The sequence below is a fragment of the Paenibacillus xylanexedens genome, from assembly GCF_017874615.1.
Classification (GTDB): Bacteria; Bacillota; Bacilli; order Paenibacillales; family Paenibacillaceae; genus Paenibacillus; species Paenibacillus xylanexedens.
In genome coordinates, this window is the sequence record NZ_JAGIKV010000001.1 from 101,120 (window position 1) to 126,388 (window position 25,269).

22 protein-coding genes are annotated in these 25,269 nt (G+C 44.8%); 3 read left to right on the forward strand and 19 right to left on the reverse strand.

Annotated features, from left to right (window positions below; translation table 11 throughout):
* Positions 1 to 75: 75 nt before the first annotated feature.
* The 14 genes from J2Z28_RS00525 to J2Z28_RS00590 all read right to left on the reverse strand — a co-directional run bounded on the left by J2Z28_RS00525 (position 76) and on the right by J2Z28_RS00590 (position 17,526).
* On the reverse strand, positions 76 to 2,028 hold the full coding sequence (locus tag J2Z28_RS00525; protein WP_036614879.1) for a stage V sporulation protein D: 1,953 nt from the start codon (positions 2,026 to 2,028) through the stop codon (positions 76 to 78).
* Between the two features lie 93 nt (positions 2,029 to 2,121).
* Positions 2,122 to 4,455 (reverse strand): penicillin-binding transpeptidase domain-containing protein, encoded by a 2,334-nt coding sequence (locus J2Z28_RS00530; RefSeq protein WP_211080784.1) that lies wholly within the window; start codon positions 4,453 to 4,455, stop codon positions 2,122 to 2,124.
* A 12-nt stretch (positions 4,456 to 4,467) separates the two neighbouring features.
* On the reverse strand, positions 4,468 to 4,896 hold the full coding sequence (locus tag J2Z28_RS00535; protein WP_017687293.1) for a hypothetical protein: 429 nt from the start codon (positions 4,894 to 4,896) through the stop codon (positions 4,468 to 4,470).
* Between the two features lie 27 nt (positions 4,897 to 4,923).
* Positions 4,924 to 5,874, reverse strand: a complete 951-nt coding sequence (gene rsmH, locus J2Z28_RS00540) for a 16S rRNA (cytosine(1402)-N(4))-methyltransferase RsmH (protein ID WP_100527056.1) — start codon at positions 5,872 to 5,874, stop codon at positions 4,924 to 4,926.
* Between the two features lie 18 nt (positions 5,875 to 5,892).
* Complete coding sequence (mraZ, locus tag J2Z28_RS00545) at positions 5,893 to 6,330, reverse strand: division/cell wall cluster transcriptional repressor MraZ (RefSeq protein WP_017687291.1); 438 nt, start codon at positions 6,328 to 6,330, stop codon at positions 5,893 to 5,895.
* 273 nt (positions 6,331 to 6,603) lie between these two features.
* Positions 6,604 to 7,869, reverse strand: coding sequence for an adenosylhomocysteinase (locus tag J2Z28_RS00550; RefSeq protein WP_211080785.1), 1,266 nt, complete (start codon positions 7,867 to 7,869; stop codon positions 6,604 to 6,606).
* A gap of 44 nt (positions 7,870 to 7,913) precedes the next feature.
* Positions 7,914 to 9,545: a bacillithiol biosynthesis cysteine-adding enzyme BshC gene (gene bshC, locus J2Z28_RS00555; protein ID WP_211080786.1), complete on the reverse strand. Its 1,632-nt coding sequence runs from the start codon at positions 9,543 to 9,545 to the stop codon at positions 7,914 to 7,916.
* Positions 9,546 to 9,702: 157 nt separating this feature from the next.
* The gene (locus tag J2Z28_RS00560) at positions 9,703 to 11,472 is read right to left on the reverse strand and encodes an ABC transporter ATP-binding protein (protein ID WP_036614890.1); all 1,770 of its coding nucleotides are present in this window, start codon (positions 11,470 to 11,472) and stop codon (positions 9,703 to 9,705) included.
* Between the two features lie 17 nt (positions 11,473 to 11,489).
* Complete coding sequence (locus tag J2Z28_RS00565) at positions 11,490 to 12,371, reverse strand: ABC transporter permease (protein WP_370511422.1); 882 nt, start codon at positions 12,369 to 12,371, stop codon at positions 11,490 to 11,492.
* Positions 12,372 to 12,418: 47 nt separating this feature from the next.
* A complete protein-coding gene (locus J2Z28_RS00570; RefSeq protein ID WP_036614893.1) occupies positions 12,419 to 13,351 on the reverse strand; it encodes an ABC transporter permease in 933 nt (310 codons plus the stop codon).
* A 189-nt stretch (positions 13,352 to 13,540) separates the two neighbouring features.
* A complete protein-coding gene (locus J2Z28_RS00575) occupies positions 13,541 to 15,238 on the reverse strand; it encodes a peptide ABC transporter substrate-binding protein (protein ID WP_211080787.1) in 1,698 nt (565 codons plus the stop codon).
* A gap of 153 nt (positions 15,239 to 15,391) precedes the next feature.
* The gene (locus J2Z28_RS00580) at positions 15,392 to 15,766 is read right to left on the reverse strand and encodes a DUF3397 domain-containing protein (RefSeq protein ID WP_036614898.1); all 375 of its coding nucleotides are present in this window, start codon (positions 15,764 to 15,766) and stop codon (positions 15,392 to 15,394) included.
* Positions 15,766 to 16,725, reverse strand: a complete 960-nt coding sequence (locus tag J2Z28_RS00585) for a ketopantoate reductase family protein (RefSeq protein ID WP_211080788.1) — start codon at positions 16,723 to 16,725, stop codon at positions 15,766 to 15,768. The genes J2Z28_RS00580 and J2Z28_RS00585 overlap by 1 nt, the downstream gene beginning before the upstream one ends.
* Before the next feature lie 150 nt (positions 16,726 to 16,875).
* A complete protein-coding gene (locus tag J2Z28_RS00590; protein WP_036674824.1) occupies positions 16,876 to 17,526 on the reverse strand; it encodes an RsfA family transcriptional regulator in 651 nt (216 codons plus the stop codon).
* Positions 17,527 to 17,840: 314 nt separating this feature from the next.
* Here J2Z28_RS00590 and J2Z28_RS00595 point away from each other — a divergent pair, with 314 nt between their 5' ends.
* A complete protein-coding gene (locus J2Z28_RS00595; protein WP_017687281.1) occupies positions 17,841 to 18,077 on the forward strand; it encodes a DUF2626 domain-containing protein in 237 nt (78 codons plus the stop codon).
* 184 nt (positions 18,078 to 18,261) lie between these two features.
* On the forward strand, positions 18,262 to 19,341 hold the full coding sequence (locus J2Z28_RS00600; protein WP_211080789.1) for a hypothetical protein: 1,080 nt from the start codon (positions 18,262 to 18,264) through the stop codon (positions 19,339 to 19,341).
* A gap of 99 nt (positions 19,342 to 19,440) precedes the next feature.
* Here J2Z28_RS00600 and J2Z28_RS00605 read toward each other — a convergent pair whose 3' ends face one another.
* Positions 19,441 to 20,712 (reverse strand): ABC transporter substrate-binding protein, encoded by a 1,272-nt coding sequence (locus J2Z28_RS00605; protein ID WP_211080790.1) that lies wholly within the window; start codon positions 20,710 to 20,712, stop codon positions 19,441 to 19,443.
* Positions 20,713 to 20,933: 221 nt separating this feature from the next.
* Positions 20,934 to 22,268: a PhoH family protein gene (locus J2Z28_RS00610; RefSeq protein WP_024628438.1), complete on the reverse strand. Its 1,335-nt coding sequence runs from the start codon at positions 22,266 to 22,268 to the stop codon at positions 20,934 to 20,936.
* Positions 22,269 to 22,420: 152 nt separating this feature from the next.
* Between J2Z28_RS00610 and J2Z28_RS00615 the strand changes: the two genes are divergently transcribed.
* Complete coding sequence (locus J2Z28_RS00615) at positions 22,421 to 23,116, forward strand: YhcN/YlaJ family sporulation lipoprotein (protein WP_211080791.1); 696 nt, start codon at positions 22,421 to 22,423, stop codon at positions 23,114 to 23,116.
* A gap of 7 nt (positions 23,117 to 23,123) precedes the next feature.
* Here J2Z28_RS00615 and J2Z28_RS00620 read toward each other — a convergent pair whose 3' ends face one another.
* The 3 genes from J2Z28_RS00620 to J2Z28_RS00630 all read right to left on the reverse strand — a co-directional run bounded on the left by J2Z28_RS00620 (position 23,124) and on the right by J2Z28_RS00630 (position 25,123).
* Positions 23,124 to 23,576 carry a pyridoxamine 5'-phosphate oxidase family protein gene (locus J2Z28_RS00620; protein ID WP_017687276.1) on the reverse strand — a complete coding sequence of 151 codons (453 nt, stop codon included), beginning with the start codon at positions 23,574 to 23,576 and terminating at the stop codon, positions 23,124 to 23,126.
* 98 nt (positions 23,577 to 23,674) lie between these two features.
* Positions 23,675 to 24,736 carry an LCP family protein gene (locus J2Z28_RS00625; protein ID WP_211080792.1) on the reverse strand — a complete coding sequence of 354 codons (1,062 nt, stop codon included), beginning with the start codon at positions 24,734 to 24,736 and terminating at the stop codon, positions 23,675 to 23,677.
* Positions 24,737 to 24,826: 90 nt separating this feature from the next.
* The gene (locus J2Z28_RS00630) at positions 24,827 to 25,123 is read right to left on the reverse strand and encodes a YlaH-like family protein (RefSeq protein ID WP_079349632.1); all 297 of its coding nucleotides are present in this window, start codon (positions 25,121 to 25,123) and stop codon (positions 24,827 to 24,829) included.
* Positions 25,124 to 25,269: the final 146 nt, after the last annotated feature.

The window sequence follows — 25,269 nt, forward strand, 5'->3', positions numbered from 1 at the left end:
CAATACAACCCAATAATGAAACGCACTTGGATGAATTTTGTTGCGCTAGAAGCCTCAAACTACCCCTAAACCCCTTTATTCATCCTTTGTGTGATCATGTGCATCGTTCAGTACATTCCCCATATAAATGCGGATGGTTGATCCCTGATCTACCCTCGCCCCAGGTTTAGGTGCCTGATTAATCACGTATTTACCACTGCCAGACTTCGCCAGCATAAAATTCATGTTCAGGTCCTCGTACAGATCTTCAACAGTAGCTCCTGTCAGGTCTGGGACTGTCACGATTTTGGTTTCACCATACTTGTATTCTTTCGCGACCTGATCCTTCCGAACAGGGACATTCATATAATGCAAAGCATCTTCAAGGATGTTCTGCACAATCGGGGCGGCAACCACACCTCCGAACTGAATTCCTTTGGGATTATCAACTGCGGTATAGACCACAATCTGTGGATCATCTGCCGGTGCAAATCCGATAAAGGATACGATATGCTCGGTCGAGGAATAACGTCCGTTGATAACCTTCTGGGCTGTACCTGTTTTGCCACCGACCCGGTATCCATCAATGAATGCCGGACGCCCGGTACCTTTTGCGACAACACTCTCGAGTGCTTCACGTACTTGTTTGGATGTATTCTCCGAGATCACCTGACGAACCAGTTCCGGCTTGGCTTCTTCCATGACTTCTCCGGTGACCGGATGGACCCACGCTTTCGTAACATAAGGCTTGTAAAGTTTACCCCCATTGATGGCCGCTGACACAGCAGCTACTTGCTGAATGGGCGTTACCGATACACCTTGACCAAAAGCCGTCGTTGCAAGCTCGACAGGTCCCACTCTGGACAGTTTGAACAGAATTCCACTGGCTTCTCCGCTGAGGTCGATCCCTGTCTTGGTGCCGAAACCAAAGTCTTTAATATAGGAGAAGAGCGATTCTTTTCCCAGCCTCTGCCCCAAAGCCACAAAGCCCGGGTTACATGAGTTCTCCACAACTTGTAAGAAGGTCTGACTTCCATGGCCGCCCTTTTTCCAGCAACGCAGACGGGCTCCACCCACCTCAACATATCCGGGATCAAAAAATTGATCCTGTTGCAGATTGACCTTTTTCTCTTCAAGCGCCGCCGCCAAGGTAATAATCTTAAATGTGGAGCCCGGCTCGTAGGTCATCCAGATCGGTAAATTGCGATTGTATATCTCCGCGGGATATTGCTGATAATCGGCAGGTTCGTATCCCGGTCTGCTGGACATCCCCAAAATTTCACCCGTTTTGGGATTCATCGCTATGGCCAATGCTGAGTTCGCCTGGAACTTCACCATGGCCTGATCCAGTTCTCTCTCCATGATGGACTGAATGGATTTATCAATGGTCAGCTTGAGGTTAAGGCCGTCCTTCGGTTCCACATACTTCTCGGATGAGCCCGGCATTAGCCTTCCGGCCGCATCGGACAAGTAGGACACACTGCCATTCAAACCATTCAGCTTATCATCATATTTCTTCTCGACACCCGTTAAGCCCTGATTATCAATCCCCGTAAAGCCGAGAATATGAGCAGCCAAATCATCATAAGGATAAAAACGTTTATTGTCCTCAGCAACAACGATACCCGGAAGCTTCAAATCACGGATGCGCTGAGCTTTCTCCATCGTAATTTTGCGGCCGCCGGGTTGTAGTCGTACAATGAGTTCTCGTTTCTTGATGGTTGCCAGCACTTTTTCTTCCGTCATCCCAAGCAATGGGGCCAGCGCTTTAGCTGTCGTTTCAGCTTCTTTAACCTGAGCCGGAATGGCCATAATGGTTGGTGTTGTCACATTATAGGCCAGAGAGGTTCCATTTCGATCCAGGATCTCCCCTCGCTTGGCTGAGTAAGGTATATTACGCCGCCAGGATTCTTCTGCTTTTGCTGACAATTCAGGGCCTTCCCCGAGCTGTACATAAGCAAGCCTGATCATCAGGGCCGAAAATAACAAAACTAAAATCATTAAACTCCATAGCAGCCTGCGCCGCAGATTTACGCTTGATCCCTTCACGAAAAGATCCCCCCACTCGTCCCAAAATCATGACATTCGTTCCATTCATGAATATTCAGGACAACCGGGGGTTAGAACAAGCTGTAGAGCTCCCTATGGAAGAGAAGCCCCGTTTGTTGCTGGATTATCAGAGGATTCGGATTCATTGGCAGGAGCCTTATTGTTATCTGTTTCGTCTGTTCCTTCGGTTTTACCTTCTCCGCCCGAAGCCTCTTGTTCCTTCACCTCAGCTTCTGACGACGGATCAGAAGAGATTGGAGCCTCATCGGCTATACCTGTCACTGCAGCTTTGGCAGTTTGCAAGTTCAACTGTACAGTTCTCTGCTCACCTGCGACCTGCTCGGTTTGCTTCACGACATAACCCTCGCCCTTGACTGTAACCCCCACTCTCATGAGAGAAAGTACTTCAAGAGCATCGCGGAGAGATTCACCTGTTAGATCGGGAATCTTCATCTTGCTGCTTTCTTCCGTTAGCAGATAGATTCGTTGGCCCGGATTCATAGATGCGCCAGCAACCGGATACTGTCGAATTACATTATCACCTTGACCAAGAGTCACATAAGCAATGCCTGCGCTTAGAAGCTGGCTTCTGGCTTGTTTGGCTGTCTTGCCACTCAAGTCAGGCGCCTTGGCTTGCACGACAGAGACTTCTTTTGACTTTTTGTCAGGAGTTTTGGCTGTATCTTTGGGTATTCCCATGTATTGAAGAGTCTGGCTGACAATCTTTTTGAACACCGGGGCCGCCGCGGTTCCTCCCCCAATGTTGGTTCCATCCGGTTGGTCAATGACAACAAGTATAGCAATCTTCGGATTATTCACGGGTGCGAATCCAATAAACGATACAACGTCTTTTGACTTGCTGTATGCTCCGTTAACAACCTTTCTTGCCGTACCCGTCTTACCAGCTACACGGTAACCTTCAATATAGGCGTTACGACCGGTACCAATCGTCTGGTCTGCAACCACTTGTTCCAGATAACCACTCACCAGTTTGGAAGATTCCTTGGAAATCACCTGACGAACAACTTTAGGTTTGATCACTTCCGTGGACCCATCATTCGGGTTCTTGATCTCCTTCACCAGATGCGGCTCCAGCAACTTGCCACCATTGGCAATCGCCGAGATCGCTGCGACCTGTTGAATTGGTGTTACCTGTACAAGACCGTGACCATAGGCTGCGGTAGCAATCTCGGATTTGTAGACCAGTGGCTTGATCGGTGAAGCTGCCTCACTCGGCAGATCAATACCTGTCTTTTTGCCAAAACCGAATTCGTCTATGTAATGACGCAGACGTTCACCGCCAAGCATGTTGTAACCCAAGTTAACAAAAGCAATGTTACTTGACCGTTTGACACCTTCGAGATACGAGATCCAACCATAGGAATGACCATTATCACTAATCGGGAAACCACCGATATACATGCGTTTGGATTCAAAACTTGCATTGGGATCGAAGAGTTTTTCTTCCACAGCCCCTGCTAGCGTAACTATTTTGAATGTACTACCTGGCTCATAGATTGATTGAGTAGCATGATTAATAAAGTTCTTTTGATCGGGCGTACTGCCGTACGTATTAGGATTAAAGGTTGGCCAGTTGGCCATCCCTAGAATCTCCATCGTGTTTGGGTCCGCAGCAATGACCGTCATACTCAGTGGATTATACTTGGCAACGGCTTCTTTCATTGCATCCTCAATGTAGAACTGGATCGTATCATCGATGGTCAGCGTAAGGTTCTTACCGTTCTGGGGTGGCAGATAGTTATCCTGTGAATCCGGAAGTTTAATGCCTTTGGCATCCTTCTGATAATTCAGATATCCGTCTGTACCTGTCAGTGCTTCATCATATGAGACTTCAAGTCCATTGACAGCTTTCCCATCACGGCTCATATATCCCAAGAGGTGAGAAGCAAGTGTTTCTTCAGGGTAAAACCGCTTCGATTCTTGAGCCATGACAATGGCATTACGAGCCTTGTACTCTTCTTGTAATTCCTCACGCAGTTCGTTGACTTTTTCCGCAAGCTCAGGACTTATCTTATATCCTTCACTGCGTACTTCACGTTGCTGAAAAAAATCGCCATTTTCTTTCTTCGCTGTGACCAGAGCACGCATCTCACTCTCATTTTTCCCAAGAAGGGCAGAGAGCTTCTTCGTAACAACATCCTGAATTCCGAGTTCATTAATTAATAATGGATTAACGGAAACCGTATACGCAGGCGCATCGGTAGCCAGAATGTTACCATTACGATCCGTAATCGTTCCACGTGCAGCCTTAATCGTCTGTTCCCGCTCTACCAAACCGGCCGCACGTTCCTGCCATACACCGCCATTCACTACTTGAATGAAAAAGATTCGGGTTACGAGTACAAGAAAAAAGAGGGTAATACATCCCCCTATTAGCAACGTGCGCATCTTTATTCTTTTTATCATCGGAACACCTCTTTACTTACTGCTTGCTGTATTCGAGGACGATTCAGTACCTGTTGATTTCGTACTTGTTGAGCGAGGTACAAAAATGACATCCTTACCGGAAGCTTCAACGTACCCAAGTTGTTTTGCATTTGCGATGACTTGGTTGTTCAATGTTTCTTTTTCCACTTGCAGGTCTGCAATCGTCTTCTCAAACCCCTTGACTTCCGAAATAGTGGACTGTGCCTGCTTGTTCAGATCATAGATATGAGCATAACGAGACATCAAGGCTCCTCCAACAAGGATCACTGCAACCAGGGTAATCAGATACAAAATCTTCTCGCGTGCCGGAAGACCCGTACGACGGGTCACCACTTTGGTGGTTTCTTTGTATCGTTGCTGGGTCACACGTTCCTGGGACGCTTTTTCTTTTACAGCGAGATTACCACGTGTATATGCCATACTCCGATTCTCTCCTCCACTCTTGATCTACAATTTCTCGGCTACGCGCAGCTTGGCTGAACGTGCACGTGAATTTTCGGCCAATTCCGTTTCCGTTGGAATCAGCGGTTTTCTGTTAATTAAACGCAGGGACCCCTTGCCCCCACATACACACAACGGAAAGTCGGGTGGACATGTACATTTTTCCAGATAACTGCTTAAAATCTGTTTACATATCCGATCCTCAAGGGAGTGGAAGGTAATAACAGATACACGTCCTCCTGGTGCCAGACAACGAACAGCCTGATGCAACCCTTCTTCAAACGCACCCAACTCATCGTTGACGGCAATGCGTAATGCCTGGAAGCTTCGTTTGGCAGGATGTCCACCAGTACGGCGAGCTGCCGCCGGGATGCCTTCCTTGATCAGTTCCACGAGTTCACCTGTCGTCTCAATGGTAGACTGCGCTCGTTTTCCGACGATAACACGGGCAATTCTTCTCGAAAACTTCTCTTCACCATAGCGATACAAAATTCGAGCAATCTCTTCTTCTGGCCATTCATTCACAATCTCTTTGGCCGTCAGCATTGCATCCTGGTCCATTCGCATATCGAGCGGAGCATCGTGATTGTAGCTGAATCCACGTTCTCCTTCATCAAATTGCGGAGATGACACACCCAAGTCGTACAAAATACCATCGACCTGTGGTGCACCATCCTTCATTGGTACATCCAGATCCTTGAGTACCTGTTCCAGATCTCGAAAATTGGTTTTCACCAATGTTACACGTTCTCCATAAGCTGCGAGCTTCTCGCGAGCATTATCCAAAGCCCAATCATCCTGATCAAGTGCGATCAGACGTCCCCCTGGACCGAGCTTGGAAGCAATCACGGAGCTATGTCCGCCACCGCCTAAAGTGCAGTCCACGTATATACCGTCCTGCTTGATGTTTAATCCCTCTGTTGCCTCTTCTTTGAGTACGGTTATGTGGTGAAACAACCTGCACCCCTCCTGACTTTATAAATCAAAATTAAAATCGACCAGCTTTTCGGCAATGTCGTTGAATGCTTCTTCGGATTGATTGAAATAACTCTCCCATATGCCTTTGCTCCAAATCTCCACCCGGTTCGACACGCCAAGAACAACACAATCCTTGTCCAGCTTGGCATACTCTCTTAAATTGCCCGGCAGATTTACCCTGCCCTGTTTGTCCAGTTCACATTCGGTTGCACCCGAGAAAAAAAACCGGGTAAACGCACGTGCATCAGATTTCATCAATGGCAGTGCTTTGAGCTTCTGTTCCATGACCCCCCACTCCTCCATGGGGTACACGAAAAGACACTGGTCCAAACCCCGTGTGACAACGAAAGACGGTCCCAGAGATTCGCGGAATTTAGCCGGAATGATCACCCGACCCTTATCATCAATGCTATGTTGGAACTCCCCCATAAACATTGGCCCACTCACTCCTCACCCGTTTCTCCCACTTTGCCCCACTTTCCACCACCTAAGCATAATAGATTCGCACAAAAAAATCAAAACCCTTCTTGCATGACTTGATTTTTTAATTTTTCAGCATAAAAAAACGTCCTTGATCCTGTCACTCAGGATCAAAGACGCTTCCCTTAAACGGGCAATCGTATGTCTACCCGCACATGAGCCATATCATCAATAAACCATTCTATACCTATTGAACCATTTCATCAGCTTGTAATTATTGGATAGTGCTTAAAATTTCCAGCTATCCAGGTATTTCTCTTGCTCAGCTGACAAGGAGTCGATGCCAATATTCAGGCTTTCAAGTTTATAGCTGGCAACCTGCTGGTCAATATCATAAGGTACATTAACAACGTTTTTACCCAAGTCTTTATAATTCTCACTTACATAACGCAGACCAAGCGCCTGCAGAGCAAACGTCGTATCCATAATTTCGGCAGGGTGACCATCTGCTGCACCCAGGTTCACAAGACGACCTTCTGCAAGAAGGTACATTTTACGACCATCTTTAAAACGATATTCCTCAATGTTGCGACGAACTGTGCGAATCGATTCCGAACGTTTAGCCAATTCAGGTTTATTCACTTCAACATCAAAGTGACCTGCATTACTCAGGATCGCTCCGTCCTTCATCACATCGTAATGCTCACCTGTGATAACATCCTTATTGCCTGTAACCGCGATAAAGAAATCGCCCAATTTGGCGGCTTCCACCATCGTCATGACCCGGAACCCATCCATGTGTGCTTCTACCGCTTTGATTGGATCGATCTCGGTTACGATCACATTCGCACCAAGACCTTTGGCACGCATCGCTACACCTTTACCACACCAGCCATAACCTGCTACCACTACGTTTTTACCAGCGATAACCAAGTTAGTTGTACGAATAATCCCGTCGAATGCAGATTGTCCCGTACCGTAGCGATTGTCAAACAGATACTTGCAGTATGCGTCATTAACCGCAACCATTGGAAACTTCAATTGGCCTTCTTTCGCCAATGCTTTCAAACGAATAATACCCGTTGTCGTTTCTTCTGCTCCTCCGCGAATTGTTGCTGCGAGGTCAGGGCGCTCGGATGCAATAATGGTTGCAAAGTCTCCACCATCATCAATAATGAGATCAGGCTTCACCTCAAGCGCACGCAATTGCAGTGATTTGAATTCCGCAGGCTCCGGATTGTACTTCGCATACACCGTAACGCCGTCTTCCACCAATGCTGCGCAAACATCATCTTGTGTAGACAATGGATTGCTATGCGTAATTGTTACTTCTGCACCACCCGCTTGGATCACTTTTGCCAAGTAAGCTGTTTTCGCTTCCAGATGAAGACAAATGGCAACCTTCAAACCTTTGAAGGGCAGATCCTGTTCGAACTGGCGACGAATGCGGTTCAGTACCGGCATATGCGCTTCTACCCAATCAATTTTCAGGTGACCCTCTGAAGCGAGTCCCATATCTTTAACAATACTGTTTTGCAATGCAGGTGTAGTCATATCATATCCTCCTCGTTTTGGTGTTTCTTCTATTATAAAGGGCTCTATAGTGCAATAACCTTATGCTCTCCAAGGAATTCGCTTGAGGCCTTAATCAGTTCATCGATCCACTCGGTGCCATAACGATTCAGGTAAAAGAGTGCATTATGTACTCGTTCCTGTGGTTTGCCCGTTGGGAATAAGGAGTTCTGAATGCCGTTCCAGTGCCTTAGACTCACATTATGTTTATCTTCGATAGCTTTGTGAGTCTGCTGTTTCAGATACTGCATTTGCTCGTTGATTTTACTCAAATTGGTATCGCCAATTCGTTCCAGCCCCGGATGAATCTCCGCGATCTCATCAAGCAACGGTCCATACAGATCAAGAAACGCTTCCTGAACCTTGTCAAACTGTTCATCTACCTGGAACGTCTCCTGCTGCGCGAGCCACTGCTCCTTCTTTTCTTCCATATGATATTGAACATCCTGAAAAGAAAGTCCATATTGTTTCATATGTTTGTGATGAATATCTTCCATGATGGTGAAAGATAACCGCGGCAACAAAATGGGCATTTGCAGGCCGAACTGACGGAATGCTTCCCGAGTCAAACCCCAATATGCAATTTCACCTTGCCCCAAAATAACAGCGGCTACAGGCAACACGGAATCTTGCATTAATGGTCGTGTCAATACGTTGTTACTGAAGCGCTCCGGATGTTCTCCCAGTTCCTGAAGCAAACGTTCCTCTGAGAAAGAAACCAAACCTTTGCGATCACTATATAAACCGTCCTTCAACAACAAGAGCAGACGCGTACCTTCATGAATGTAGAACAGATTGGCTCCATCCTCCGCCACTTCGGCAGGCATAGCATAACCAGCTTGTTGTACCAGCGAAGCACCTTGAGTGTATGCGCTGCGCAGCACTTCATTTTTTCGTATCAACCGCTCAAACACGGGCTGTTCCAACCTGCGTAAATCTGGATCCGATGCATCCATTAGAACAAGTCCACTGCTGGCAAACAAAGCAGATATCATGCGGGCAAATGCATCACTCAGATTTGAACTGGATTGATGGATCTCTGTGATGCATTTCATCAGTCCTGGTTTATGTATCGTATCAGGTAAAAGATGTTCCACCTGTTCGAGTACATTCATCCACTGCTGCGTATCCACATGAACATTACTCACAGAATCCCTTCCTGCGAATCGTCCTTGTAACTTAACCTTCTTCATGTCTCCCAGATGATCAGGCAGATATGTGTGGTTAACCTCATCCCAGTCGTGGTCTTCACCGGCAATCCAAAATAATGGGACTACCGGGCGTTGAAGTCTTTCTTCCGCTTCACGCGCAGCTGCCACTACGCTGGCGGCTTTGTATATGACGAACAGTGGTCCGGTGAGCAGACCGCTCTGCTGTCCTCCTGTAACCACTAGTGCATCTTGTTCTGCAAGACGTGTGATGGACGCATGAACCTCTCCATGGTCGTTCACCCGCTTATTATATATACGTAAATACTCTGCCAGATCACGACGATCAATACGTGTGTTTTCCGATTGGTCCAGCCACTCGGCACGCGCCTGAAGTCCTGATTCCCAGCGAATGTCATACTCGTAAAGGCCACGCGCAGCATCTCTTGAACAGATATAATCTTCTGCAAGTCTTGATCCGCTGCGGAGTGCCTCGGTAATACCGTTCATGAGGTCTGCCTCCTATTCTGCTTCAAAGAGCCTTTCTTGATTGTACCGAATTCAAGGCCGCTTCGTCAAAAGAAAGTGATTAAAATACGAAAAAAACCGCCGAACGAGTCGGCGGCACTTAATACATCAATAATAGCATATCGCTTTAATATTCCTATTATACGTAAGGTTCTGCAACCCAGTGACCTTTGGAAACCTCAATCAATTGAGAATTTTCCAGGTTGTACGGATCATTTGCAGGACCGCCAGATCCATTCTGAATCGGGCTCATATGCTCTTCTGGCAGCAAGATGCGACGTTTGTTCGCTTCCACTTCCGGATCAGGTACAGGGATCGCGGAAAGCAATGTTTTGGTGTAAGGGTGGACAGGGTTCGCATATAGTTCTTCACTTTCTGCGAGCTCAACCACTTTACCCATGTACATTACAGCTACACGGTCACTGATATGTTTAACCATTGACAAGTCATGCGCAATAAACAGGTATGTCAAGCCGAGACGTTGCTGAAGTTCTTCAAGCAATTTAACGACCTGCGCCTGAATGGATACATCCAGTGCAGACAATGGCTCATCACAGATGATGAATTTAGGGTCTACAGCAAGCGCACGCGCAATCCCGATCCGTTGTCTTTGACCACCGGAGAATTCATGTGGATAACGAAGTGCATGACTTGGATTCAAACCTACCAGATCAAGCAGTTCCTCCACTCGTCTCTTGCGCTCTTTAGAGCTGGAAGCCAGACCATGAATATCGAGTGACTCCCCGATAATATCCATAACATTGAAACGCGGGTTAAGAGATGCATATGGATCTTGGAAGATCATCTGCATATCTTTACGCATTTCTTTCATTTTGCGCGGGGACAACTTGTAGATATCCGTTCCGTTGAAGTTAACATTTCCGCCAGTTGGCTCATAAAGACGCAGAATGGTACGACCTGTTGTGGATTTACCACAGCCAGACTCGCCTACAACGCCAAGTGTTTCACCTTCAAAGATATCAAAGCTTACGTCATTGACCGCTTTGAGAATGTTACCTTTACCCAAATTAAAGTACTGTTTCAAGTTTTTCACTTGTACCAGAGGCTTATTGCTGCCTTTGATAATGCCAGCCGGAGCTGGTTTTTCCTTTTTGGGCTCGTCCAGACGAGGCAAAGCATTCAGCAATTTAATCGTGTATGGATGTTGAGGGTTACTAAAGATTTCAGCAGTTGTTCCTGTTTCAACAACTTCGCCTTCCTTCATAACAACAACACGGTCACACATACCCGCTACGACACCAAGGTCATGCGTAATCAGCATGATCGATGTTCCCAGCTTTTGCTGCATGTCTTTCATGACATCCAGAATTTGAGCCTGAATTGTAACGTCAAGTGCAGTTGTCGGCTCATCCGCAATCAGAAGGGATGGACGACATGCAAGCGCGATCGCAATCATGGCACGCTGACGCATACCACCAGAGAATTGGTGAGGATAATGATTCATGCGAATAGCCGCATTCTTAATACCTACAAGTTCCAGCATCTCCAAAGCCGCTTTATTCGCCGCTTGTTTGGACATGTTCTGATGCTTGCGCAATACTTCAGTAATTTGTTTACCAATTTTAATGGTAGGATTCAATGAAGTCATTGGATCTTGGAAGATCATACCGATATCTTTACCACGAATCGCTTCCATTTGTTTGTCTGTCTTATTCAGCAGGTCTTGCCCGTGAAAAGTAATTTCTCCGCTTTTGACCTTCGAAGGCGGGGAGGGAATCAATTTCATGATGGTTTGGGCGGTAACACTCTTACCACTACCCGATTCACCTACGATCCCCAGCGTCTCTCCTTTGCCAAGTTCAAAACTCACATGTTTAACGGCATCAAATTCACCAGAACGTGTTGAGAACGACACACTCAGGTCTTTGACAGTTAAAATCGGCTCCATAATCCCACCTCCTGTTTCTATTTACGTAATTTCGGATCGAGTGCGTCACGCAGACCGTCTCCGAGCAAGTTAAATGCAAGCATTGTAAGAACCATCAGACCTGCTGGGAACCACATCCGCCACGGGAATAGCGTCCAGCCTGTAAGTGCATCATTAATCATAGAACCAAGTGAAGATCTTGGTGCTGATACACCCAATCCAAGGAAGCTCAGGAACGCTTCAGCAAAGATTGCATTTGGAATGGACAACGTCAATGTTACAAGAATCGGTCCTATTGCATTGGGCAGCAAATGACGGAACAATTGACGTCCTGTGCTTGCTCCCATGGACCTTGCAGCAAGAATAAAGTCTCTGTTTTTGAGTTGCATAATTTCACCACGCACAATCCATGACATGCTGATCCAGCCTGTGATGGTGAGGGCAATGATAATCGTTGTCAGACTTGGTTCCAGTACAACCAGCAACAAAATTACAACAAGCATGTACGGCAAGGAGTAGAGGATTTCGGAAAACTTGTTCATAATTCCATCTACACGTCCACCGTAGAAACCCATGATCGCTCCATAAATAACCCCGATAACAAGGTCAATCAAGGCTGCGGCCAAACCTACAGTAAGGGATACACGTGCTCCTACCCAAGTTCTTACCCACACGTCGCGACCAAGCTCGTCCGTACCGAACCAGTGCTCCGCACTCGGTGCTGCATTGGCATTCAACAAATCATTGGAATAATAATTATAACTTGTAAACAAAGAAGTTGGACCAATCAAAGAGAAAATCACGACAAGAACCAACACACTCAGACTGATCATTGCAGCCTTATTGGTTGCAAGTCTGTACATGGCATCTTTAAAAAGGGATACACTTTCTTGCGGTTTAACCGCTGCCTGACTAGTCAGGTTCGTGTTCGCCGTTTCATTCTTTTTATTATTCGTGCCAGACAACGTTATGCCCCCTTCCGGCTTTCCAGCTTAATTCTAGGATCGATCAGCACGTAAGCGATATCCGTAAAGAAACGAGCCAACATCAGGAGGATACCATAGAAAATCGTAATCCCCATGATCATAGTATAATCACGGTTTGTGATACTCTCTACGAATACTTTACCAATTCCCCCGATGTTAAAGATCTGTTCAATTACAACGGAACCTGTGATGATATTCGCTGTCATTGGACCAACATAAGTTACTACTGGTAGAATACCGTTTCTTACAACGTGTTTAAACATAATTGCAGGCCATTTCAGACCTTTGGCTTTAGCTGTTTTGATATAATCTGCATGTAAGACTTCAAGCATGCTCGAACGCGTCAAACGAGCGATAAAGGCAATTGGTGATGCAGATAGCGCTGCAACCGGAAGAACGTAATCCAATGGCCCATCAAAGCCCATAACGTTAAACCAGCCTAATTTAGTAGCAAAGAGATACTGCAATAGTGAAGCAAGCAAGAAGCTCGGAACAGCTATCCCTATGACAGCGAGGATCATCGTGATATCATCAATGAGTTTACGATGGTAAACTGCAGCAATAAGGCCCAGCAGAACACCCACGATAATGGAGATAACAATTGCAAACACTCCAAGCTTCAGCGAAGCGGTGAATGTTTCGCCGATCATTCCGGCTACATCTCGATTGAGATATTTCATTGAGACTCCGAAATCTCCCTTAATGATTCCACCCATATACTTCAGGTATTGTTCATACATCGGTTTGTCCAATCCATACTTCTGTTCCAGCAAGACCCGAATTTCAGGCGATACTTTTTTCTCGGATGTAAAAGGGTCACCCGGAATAGCCTTCATCAGGAAGAAGGTTGCAGATGCGAGTATGAAAAGCGATAGCAGCATAAATAATAGTTTTTTCAACACATACTTAACCAACCCTTGCACACCTCCACAAACAATATTTTGTATACAAATCGATTGTAGAATTAGACAGAAATAAAGTCCAATCCATTTATCGGAAATTTCAAGAATTATAAGGAAAATCGGTGCACATACAAAAAATCGGGATATATATGGAATTCCACATATATATCCCGAAGTATTCATATTAGACTTCAGAACAACTTATTTCTCTTCCAGATATGCACGCGTGAAGTCAATAGCTCCACTGAAATCAAGTTGTACGCCTTTCAGGTAAGGCTTGGTCAAAGATACGTTAGTGTAGTAATAGATTGGCATAACGCCCATTTCATCTTGAATCAGGATTTTCTCAGCGTCAGCAAATGCAGCCATACGTGCAGCTGGATCAGCAGATTTTACAGTTTCTTTAACATCTTTGTCATACTGTTCGTTGCTGAATTTGGAATCATTGTTTGTGTTTCCAGTAGTCCACATTTCCAAGAAGTTGTATGGATCGTTGTAGTCAGCAGACCAACCTGCACGAGCTACTTGGAAGTTTTGGTTTTGACGGTTCTCAAGGAATACGCCCCACTCTTGGTTTTCTGTTTTCACATCAACACCAAGATTTTGTTTCCACATGTCAGCAACCGCCAAAGCGATTTTTGCGTGACCATCACTAGTATTGTAGATCAAAGTAACAGCTGGCAATGTAGTGTAACCTTCTTCTTTCATACCTTCAGCAAGCAATGCTTTAGCTTCTTCCACATTTTCTGTGAAGTAATCGTCTTTGTGCTCATCACGGAATTCGCCGTTTTCACCACGGATACCTGGAGGTACAAAGCCGAATGCTGGAATTTGTCCACCTTGTGTAACTTTGTCAACAATCAGCTGACGCTGAATTGCCATTGCAAATGCTTTACGGATTTTAACGTTGTTAAATGGTGCTTCGTTTACGTTGAACTGGTAGTAGTACGTACTTGCAATACCAGTAGCTTTGAACTCGTCCGACAATTCCGCTTTTACAGAAGGAATTTGGTCGGATGGAATTTCACCGTTAGGTGCACCAGTGTAGTCCAATTGTCCTGATTTGTAAGCTTGCAGTTCGGAAGCACTGCTGTTTGTCAGAGACATATCGATTTGAGTCAATTTAATATCGGCAGCTGCATGGTAACCATCGTTTTTCTTCACAACAATTTTTTGACCTTTAGAATATTGATCCATTACAAATGGTCCGTTAACGATCATGTTTTTGTAGTCTGTGAAGAATTTGTCATTTGTATCAGCAGATGCATGTACTGGGTAGTACGTGTAGAATGCTGTCAGACCCAAGAAGTAAGGTGTTGGGTTTTCCAACGTTACTTCCAATGTGTGCTCATCAGTAGCTTTAACGCCTACTTGTGAGAAATCTGTGACTTTAGTACCTTTGTATGTTTCATCTTTGCTGAGGTTGTAACCTTCAGCGCCTTTAATATAGTACAATTGGTATGCATATGGAGAAGCTGTTTCCGGTTTCAAAGCACGTTCCCAAGAACGAACAAAGTCTTCGGCAGTGATTGCATCACCGTTGCTCCATTTAGCATCCGGGTTCAGGTTGAAAACATATTTCAAACCATCTTCGGAGATTGTCCAGTCTTTAGCTACGCCCGCTTGTTCTTTACCATCAGCATCGATGCGTACAAGACCTTCGTACAAGAATTTCAGAACTGTGTTGGTTTGGCTGTCTTTTGCTTGAGCCGGGTCCAACGTAGGAGGTTCAGCTGACAGGTTGATTTTCAGAATTTGATCTTTTGCAAGACCATTTCCTTCGCTTGCAGAACCAGTATCGGTGTTACCTGTGCCTTCGTTTTTCGATCCGCACGCTGCAAGTACGGTACCGAACGCCAAAATCAGCGTCAAAAGGACTAATAGACTTTTCCTTTTCATCTAACACGTTCCCCCTAAATTGATATGGTTTATATGTTTATAGATTATACAACCACCGGTCAAAAAAATCTACATTACTTTTTCAGAAAGTAATGTTTTTTTCAGTTTTCGACAGAATCGACACATTTTTTGCCTCTTTTGCGTTATGTAACCTTACATCTGTTGCATGAAGTATCTAAATAATCCAAATAAAGTAAACAAAACATACCCGAAACTCATGATGACGAAAGACATGCGCCATACGGCCCGGAACATTCTACCCCTATCGACCTTCCCTTTTAGTCGATTTTGCGCACCCCCGATGAATCCAAGTGCTACTAGTATGAGTATTAATGTCAGATAAAAACCAAAATTCGAATCAAATGTTAAGTTGAATAACGCTGAAACTGAAAATACAAGAAAAAAAGTAGTTACATCCATTGCCATTCGCAATGCTTTACGTTTGTCTTTTTTCCATACGTACATGCCCCAATAGACAAGAAAGAACGGAAAAAAGGGTAATATGCTTAATACAATAAAAAGTCCCATTAATTCACTCCTTCCGGTTGCATTCCTTCAATCAGATGAAGCAGTATTTCATTTGTAGGTGCAACAAGGTCCAACTTCTGTGCCATCTTTACAATATGACCGTTAATTGACCTCACTTCTGTACCACGTCCAGCGAGAACATCCGCAAGCATGGAGGAAGTATTCGTGGCAGTAGAATGACAGACCGATATCAGTTGATCCCACATATCCTGATCCATACATATTCCACTTGCAGAGTAGATTAACAATACTTCATCATATAACTGGCGCATTAGCCTCTTTCGTTCTTCCTTGACGATCAATTCTCCATTAGGGATTCGCCATAGTGCTGTAAGCGAGTTAATGACTGCATTAATCAATAGTTTCCTGTATATCAGCTTATCGATTTCATTCGACACTGTACAGTCAAATCCTGCCTGCTGCAACGATCCTGACAGAGTAAATGTTCTCTTCTCCTCTATAGAGGTAGAAGCTACTGTATGTATGTTGTACCTCCCCAGCCTGGTTTCACCTGTACCTGCACGAGTCACCTGACTTTGTGTACGCTTCGCACCTTCAGTTGTAACCGCACTACACAGAAGCGACTTTGGCAAAGCTGCTTGAAGTTTGGCCAGATGGCCCATCCCATTCTGAAAACAAGCGACATTCAGCACATAATCTTGTAATGGACTAATCTCATTAATGAAATCATCAATGCTTGTCTGCTTAATCATGAGCAGTAACCATTCACCTGGTGTGTTCTTCCATGTGTCAGTCAGCTCACTTACTGGTTTCGCCTGTATTTGATCCGATAGAATATGTATCTCCTCGTCTTGTTCCACAATGGTTACTCCATCATGGCTGAGGAGGTCTGCCTGAGCTGCTGTTCTCGTCCAAAATCTGACCTGGTTACCTGACGCCAGCAGTTTCCCGCCATACAAAAGACCAAGTGCCCCCGCTCCTACGATGTCGATAATCATATGATGCACTCCTCTCCGCTTCAGTAGTTGCTCTTCTATTATCTATAATAGAACAAAAACACCAAACTAAAAACCCGTCATACCTGCCGTTGTGTAACGGAGGTGTGGCGGGCTCATACCTGACTTTCACAAATCAAACGTCTGAACTTGTTATTCAATTCGTTCCAGATTCCCGTTGGCATCCATCTTGAAACGTGTCTTAAGTTCCTCTTCTTCTTCGGACAAAAATGCGAGTCTGCGAGCCCGATCCATAATCTGAATCAAAGCTTTGTAGTCGTCATTCACCACACGGTAATCCGTCTGTACTTCATTCACTTCCTTGGAGAGACGGTCATTCTCAAGACGTAGTTCAAGCAATTCATCTTCTTTCTCCCGAAGCTCCTTCTCCAGCATCTTGAGTTGACGACTACTCTCCTGCACCGTTCCCTTCCATTGTCGCAGGAAGCGGATTACTGCATCCATCGATAATGAATCGTCTGAGATCCCATCTGATTTGTACAGATGTTCTTCAGTGTCCAGTGTAGACAGTGCTGCAACCTGCGGTCCGAGCATAGCTGGTTGCTTTCTGAGATAACTTCGTTTTTGTCGTTGTGCCTTGGCGTTACTGATGGCAGAATCATACTTTTTACGTACACAACTGTTCCAGCGAAAACCGCATGCGGCAGATGTTCTGCCTATTTTTTCGCCCACCTCTTCAAAAGCGGCCAATTGTGTACTGCCTTCACGAATATGACGCAAAGTAACCTCAGCCAATATCAAATCGTCTTCTGTACTCCAAGCATCCTGTCTCACTGCAGTCATGCTATAATACCCTCCTAACAACATCCTAAAATAACCGTCCGCATTACCGGAAGCCCGGTATGTGAATTAGGTATAAAAGCTGCTTCATTCATTCTTATGCCTCTCATAGAGTTCATAGAATTGATTTCATACTAAAATGTATTTCCACATTCAGGCTTGCTCATACGTGACATACGTAAAACATATCCCTCTATACTTACTTTGAGCAAAAAAAGAATTCGCTTTCATATCCAAATTTGTTTACACGTTTTTCCTTTCCCGGTATAATGTTGTGTAGACAATCTATGAACGTACTTAGGAGAGGAGGATTTACCGTGGCACGCATGTTTCGGGTACTCGGGTTCTTCACGCTTGCAATTGGCCTGATGGCTTTTGCGGGAGATCTGGTCGAAATGGCTTTGCTTTTTTTCCTGCAGACTGCGTTTTTTGTCATTTTGGGATACTTGAAATTTACCGAGCGAACGTACATATTGCTCTTCTGGGGTTATATGATCGTAACATTCACGGGGTTCAGCTACTGGACCGTATTCGAAATGGGTTTGCCGCTCTAATCCACCTGCAGCATCAAAGTGATCCGATATCTGTCGGGTTGCTTTTTTGTTGTGTTCAGATTAAATGAATGTTCATGGTGTTATGTAACCACTAAGGATATTTCACGTATTTGTTTCATATATTGTCTGGAAGACAACAAGCCTGTACGATTGTCATTTAAGAAGTGGAAAGGAGAATGGATCGGTGAAACGTCAACACGGCATTTCCGCCTTTATATTATGCATCATTTTATTCCTCCAGCTACCTTTAGCCTATGCCTACGGAGAGTCTTCACCTGAGGATACACGTGAGATATTACAAAAAAGTCTATCCATCGTTGAAATCGATCATGAGATCGAACGCATCGCCGAAAGGCAGAAGCAGCTAGCTCAACAATACGAGACATTATCCGTCCAGCTTCAGGAACAGGAAGAGCAGATACATATTCAGCAAGATCGGGCCGGAGCTGTAGTGAGGTCCTACTACACAGGAGAACGCGACAGCCTCCTCATGACGGTCCTGGGAGCCAGGTCATTCAAAGACCTGTTTGTACTGTATGATTATTACCAGATTATTATCGGACGGGATCAGGCTGTGCTGGACAAGTATCAGGACCGTTATCGCAACCTGCAACAGACTTCCACTCAGATTCGTCAGACTACAGCAGAATTATCCGAAATGAAGGCTAATCTTCAGAAGCAGCGGGAACGTGTAGTCGCCTTGCAAAAAGAAGTGGATGCCCAAATAGCCACCAGCGGAGATGCGGCAGCGATTCAGAAACTGATGGATGAATTAACCCTTTATTGGGAGAATATCGGCATCTATGAGGTGAAACGATATTTCAAAGCATTGGCATCTGCCATGCAGAACCTGCCTGATTTTATCCAAAAACAAAACGGAGGCATATCCACGACTGGAACAACGTATACGATTCGAATTGGGCAGGATGAGCTTAATGCATTTCTGCGTTCCCAGAATTCAATCTTTGAAGACTTTGCCTTTCAGTTTAACCAGGATAAGATTATAGCTTCCGGTCAGCGGGATCAGTTGCAATTAAGCATCGAAGGACATTATACGGTAGAAAATGAACCCAAAAACTCCATTCGTTTTCATGTGGACAAACTTGTATTTAACCAGCTTGAATTGCCAGACACCACTCGCCGAATGCTAGAAAGAGAATTTGACCTTGGGTTCTATCCACAGAAAATCCTGTCGTTTGTCAAAGCAACCGATGTTTCAACAAGTGAAGGCGTACTGGAAGTAAAACTAGCTATATCATTTTAAAGAGGTTGTTGAAAAAGTCCGCTTTTGATTACGAAGGATGCCTTGTAGCATCATCAGCATCGAAGTTGAAATCCAGACTTTTTGAACACGAACTTAAAGTTAATTCGTCGTTCTAATACTGTCTACGTATTGATTCGCTGTAATTTCTCCCTTTAAGAATTGTTGTACTTTTTTATGAAAACGAGTTATTAGAGCATGACTTTCGGTCGTTGCAGCAGGGACATCTTGGGTGGTCGAGAACCAGGATTGTCCCTTTGCCATGTCATAACGTCCAACGAGTTTCTCAGACTCCAAATCCAGCTCCTGTTGCTTTGCGGGCAACCGGTTAACCTGTTGGTACCATTTCAGCTGTGTCGTAGCGGACGTCATTCCTTCAATCCATCTACTGGCCTCCTCAGCCTCAACCGAACCTGCAGTAATGACAAGGCTTCTGGAGTTTACAGTTTCCAAGGTTTCGAAAGAAATCCGCTCCAAAGAATCTTTATCAACTTTACTCGCTTGATCCGCACTTAATAATTGAGATAACAATGATACAACCATCGGTGTGCCGTTCTGGTCAGCAGTTGGAGAGAACTCCGAATTGGTAGACTCAAGCCTAATAAGGGGCTGAATCTGATTCATCAACTGAATCCCCTGCTGAAGATCCCCCGTTTGCGAATCTAATTGTGTTCGTTGAACTTGATCTGGTGCCATCCTCGGTTCCAAATGATTCAGCCACGCATTCGTCCCGTACATATCATTGATGTTCATTGTAATCAAACGGATGCCTTCCGCAACGGCTTGTTGAGTAAGTTTGACCCACTGATCTTTATTGCGAGGTAATGACTCCAGACCAGATCTCTTCAGAAATGAAGATTGGGCAGCCAAAATGTACGGATCAAAATCAAAAGGCATTCCCCACTGATAACCATTCCACTCTGTCATTCCCCGTAACCCAACTACCGTATCTCCTAGTGACTTCGATAATGTTGTTCCGTTTAACGGATACAGGTACCCTTTCTGGGCATAGTATTGCACTTCCTCACTATCCAGCAGAACAACATCACCGTTCTCCCCTAGTGAAAATTCAAGATCCAAAACATGCTTATATGTATCCGGCTTCTCATTCCGAAGATTAATCTCTACCAGCTGGGAAGCAGCAACTTCTTTAGCTATTTTTTGAAAGGCTTGAAACTCTTCATCCGACATGGCCACTACAATCTCCAGCGGAGCTTGAGCATCTTCATTACGGGATGAAGACCCAGGAAAAGCATTCTTCTCCTGATCGCGTTCCTGATTGAGCTGCGAACCTCTAAAGTCAAAACTCGGTGACAAGATCGTTAACGAAAGCAGCAATACCGCGAATAAAACAACCTGATGTCTACGCTTCATTAACTCCCCTCCCTGTTCACCTAGTTTTTTCCTGCAGCAATTATTGTAACAAATAAGTAGTACTCTTGTCCTACCCTGCCGAAAAACACTTTTTCAGATTTTTGCATAATACGAGCATATCGAGTTCTGTGTAATAACGCTTACTTATTTTTTCAGCAAAAAGCCGGCTCCAGAAGCCGGCTTCAATAACAACATTTTCCGGGAAATAAATCCCCTAAATATTACAATAAATCAGCTGCAAGCTGTGCCAGCTTGGACCGTTCTCCTTTTTCGAGCATGATGTGTCCGCTGATTCCCTCTTGTTTGAACCGTTCCACGATATACGTCAGACCGTTACTGGCAGAATCAAGATACGGATGGTCTATCTGTTCGGGGTCTCCCATCAAAATAATCTTACTGCCTTCACCGACCCTTGATACAATGGTCTTCACTTCGTGGCGCGACAGGTTCTGAGCTTCATCAATAATGATAAACTGTCCAGGTATCGATCTTCCACGAATATACGTTAAGGCCTCCACCTGAATACTGCCAAGCCCCATTAGAATTTTATCGATATCTCCGGCTTTTTTGGTGTCAAACAAAAACTCGAGATTATCATAAATCGGCTGCATCCATGGACGAAGTTTTTCTTCCTTCTCACCAGGCAAATAACCGATATCTTTCCCCATCGGAACGACAGGACGGGCGATTAACAGTTTTTTGTATTTATGATCATCCTCTACCTTAAGCAGACCTGCTGCAAGTGCCAGCAAGGTTTTCCCTGTTCCAGCTTTACCGGTGATGGTAACAAGCGGGATGTCATCATTCAAAAGCAGTTCCAGTGCCATGCGTTGTTGTGCGTTACGTGCGCTGATGCCCCAGACATTATCATTACTGAGGAAAAGCGGCTCCAGCTTTGTTCCCTCTGTATTAACTTTAAGCAAAGCAGATTTATTGGTTCCCATCTCATCCTTGAGAATGACGAATTCATTCGGATACAACGAATAAGACAACTGCAACGGTTTGATCGGTAAAAAACGATATGTGTAAAACTCATCAATCACTGACGGATGAACTTTTAGGGCCGTATATCCTGGATATAACTCACTAAGTCCTGCCGTCCGATCTGATAAGTAATCCTGTGTGAACAGACCAAGTACATCCGCTTTGATACGCACAAGTACATCTTTACTGACAAGCACGACCTGACGCTCGACTACTTCCTTTTCATTTTCCTCAATCTGATAATTCAGTGCGACAGCCAAAATGCGATTATCATTGGACACTTCACCAAACATTTCCTGAACTTTCACGAAACTCCGATGATTCAGCTCTACTTTCAGATTACCTCCATTAGCCAAAGGTACCCCGCTGTGCAAGTGGCCCAGCTCACGTAATCCATCTAACAGTCTGGATACATTACGGGCATTACGCCCAATTTCATCGGCATTTCTTTTTTTGGAGTCGATCTCCTCCAGTACAACCGCGGGAATGATTACCTCATGTTCCTCAAAGGCAAATATGGCATTGGGGTCATGCAGAAGCACGTTGGTATCCAATACAAAAATCTTTTTCATTCAATCCCCTCCAAAGCGGCGTCGTTAAAGGCATGAATAGTGTGATCTTTCAGCAGCGGCATGGACAATCATGATCCCATACATAAATGTATTCGACTAGGGCAAAATAATTGTCAACCATTCTGAAAAACTCCAAGAAAGGATGAACATTTATGAAAATATGGGTTTGCACGCTGCTTCTGATCTTTATACTTACAGGTTGCAACAGTTCCACACGCAGCGCTTCGCCGAATCAAGGTACACATGCGAAAGGTTACGGAGGAAATGTAACAACTCAGCAAGATCAAAGGAAAGGATCTCACATGCTCAATGCACAGGAAGATCGGATGAATCCTTCACGTTTGGACCGTCTCAATGAGAATACAGGTGAAGTCCATGATACCAACATTGCGGATGATGCACAGAGTGGCCGGATGCCAAATGAGAAACGAATCAATCACCTTAAAGCCCTTGCCAAGCAAGTGGAAGGTGTTGAAGATGCGAACTGCGTCATACTCGGTAATACAGCCGTAGTTGGCATCGATGTTGATGGTGAACTGGAACGTGCTCGGGTGGGTACCATTAAGTACTCTGTTGCCGAAGCACTTCGCAAAGACCCCGAAGGTATAGATTCCATCGTTACTGCAGATGCAGATGTCACTGAACGAATTAAAGAGATTGGTGAACATATTCGTCAAGGGCACCCAATTTCGGGTTTTGCTTCAGAACTCGCTGACATGGTGGGACGAATTATCCCTCAACTCCCGAAAGACGTCAAAGTCCGTCAAAATCCGGATGAACCCATGAATCAAAAACAACAAATGCAGCAGCTGCATTCATCTGACAAAAGACAACAAAAAGCCCAGTGATCTCTCACTAGGCTTTTTTCATGGCAGCAAAAACCTGCTCATCTAATTTCTCAGCAGCACGCTGATCATATATTTTGACATATTGAGGCACCGAGGACAATTGAGCGCCGTAAAACAGAGCATTCCTCACCGCTTCAATTGTAATGTCGAAACAGCACATATTAAATGGAACGTCCAGCAGCGGATCTTGTCGTACCGCAGCACGTCCGTTCACTGCGTACACCGTCTCTTCTCCAAAGACAGTGACCGTAATGAGCGGATTAGTAATCATGTTATTCACTAAACGTGAACGATGATCAATTGCTACACGAAAAGTAGAAGCATTCTCCGCATAAATCCAGGAGATGGCTGTTGAAGTCGGACCTCCGGATTCTACATCCACTGTGCTTAGAAGCACAAAGGTCTCATTCTTGAATTGCTGTAAAAGAGATTCAGTTAATTGTGTGACGGCTTCGGACATTCAACCAGCCCCCTAACCTTCTTTATGCAATTCTTGTACTTGGTTTATGTTATTATAGCATACCGATTAACGTGCTTCCAATCCCAAAAGAATGAAGGTTATTCGCCTGAAGGTGAAGCCGTTACTTTACCTGAAAGTGTATCTTGTAATGCCTGCTTTGCATTGGCGAGTTCCGTCTCATTAATATACACATATGGACTTCTCCACTCTCCGGTAACCGGAGTATAATGCACATCCGAAGTGGAAATGTTCCAATACGTCGAGATAAAGTTTTTCATTTGTTCCGATTCCACATCTGTCGTCATATTCTTGTCAACTGCACCAATCACTTTGCTGATCTTTGTAATGCCCCCAAGAGATTTCATCTGATCCAGCATGGAGTTCAGCACTTGGTTTTGACGTTTGTTACGATCAAAGTCATTGGATTCATCAGTCTTTGGATTACAATTGGATTTGCGGTAACGAACAAAATCTAGTGCTGCTTTACCATCGAGATGTTGTGCGCCTGCGACCAGATTGATATCTGTACCATCGGCTGTATCTCTATAACACATATTTTTATCCACAGTCACATCCACGCCACCCACGGCATTGACAGCATCACGGAAAGCCTGGAAATTCAGGACGGTTGTATAATTAATATCTACATCCAAATACTTGCCCATCATTTCCTTCATCTGATCCTCTGCATTTTTGCCAGTGGTTTTTTCCTGTGCTTTGAATCTTGGATAATAGGAATTCAGCTTGTTGGATTTGTACCCATCCAATTGAATACGCGTGTCTCGAGGCAAAGATACAATGGTTGCCGTCTTGGTCTCCGGATTCAACGAAGCCACCATAACAACATCCGAGAGATATGTGCCAGTTTCAGGACGGTTATCTGTGCCTAATAACAGCATCGTGATCGGTTTGGTTGTGGCTGACATCCCGGGAGGTACCGCTTTATCGATGCCTGTATCCACGACTTGATTGTATACCCAGTACGCATATCCACCGCCTACCACAATGGCAATAACCAATAGACTTAAAAGGATTCTGCCAAAAGCATTCATTCTCTTTTTCTTCTTAGGCTGCTTGCCATTGCCATTCTTCGATCCAGAAGCACCCGATTGCGTCGGTGCCTGTCTCCGTGGAGGCAGTCCGTTCGAATTTGAGTTCATATCTTCAACACCTTTATCACATCTGTTTTTGTCTAAATAAAAGACAACCGCTTTCCCTAAGGAAAACGGATGGTCTGTACAAGACAGGATTTATGAGTTTCGAGCGGCAGCTTCCGCTTTTTTCTTTTGACGACCTTCAATAAAATAACGCACTCTCACTAACAACATCAAACCAACCGCGACCAACAAACATTGAATGATGGGCAGCTTGTCGATCTGAAAAACAAGAAGCATGAATGTGCCCATCGCCATCAAAATATAGAGAACGATTTCCTTACCAAGTGGCAATTTCTGACGTACCCGAAACACCTTGTTATATACGTAAGTAATCAATACAAAGATGACGATGTAGGCTACGATCGGGTGTGATGCGAACCATGCTTGCATGCACAGCCAGCTCCTTTCGTGTTCATGCTAGGATATAAGTTAACTATTGTGAAACCCTTTCGATAACTCTGAGTAAAACACACATCGGAGGTGACCGTTCCGGTATCGGATCGTTCTTATGATCGCTGTTATCCCCAGATTTTTTT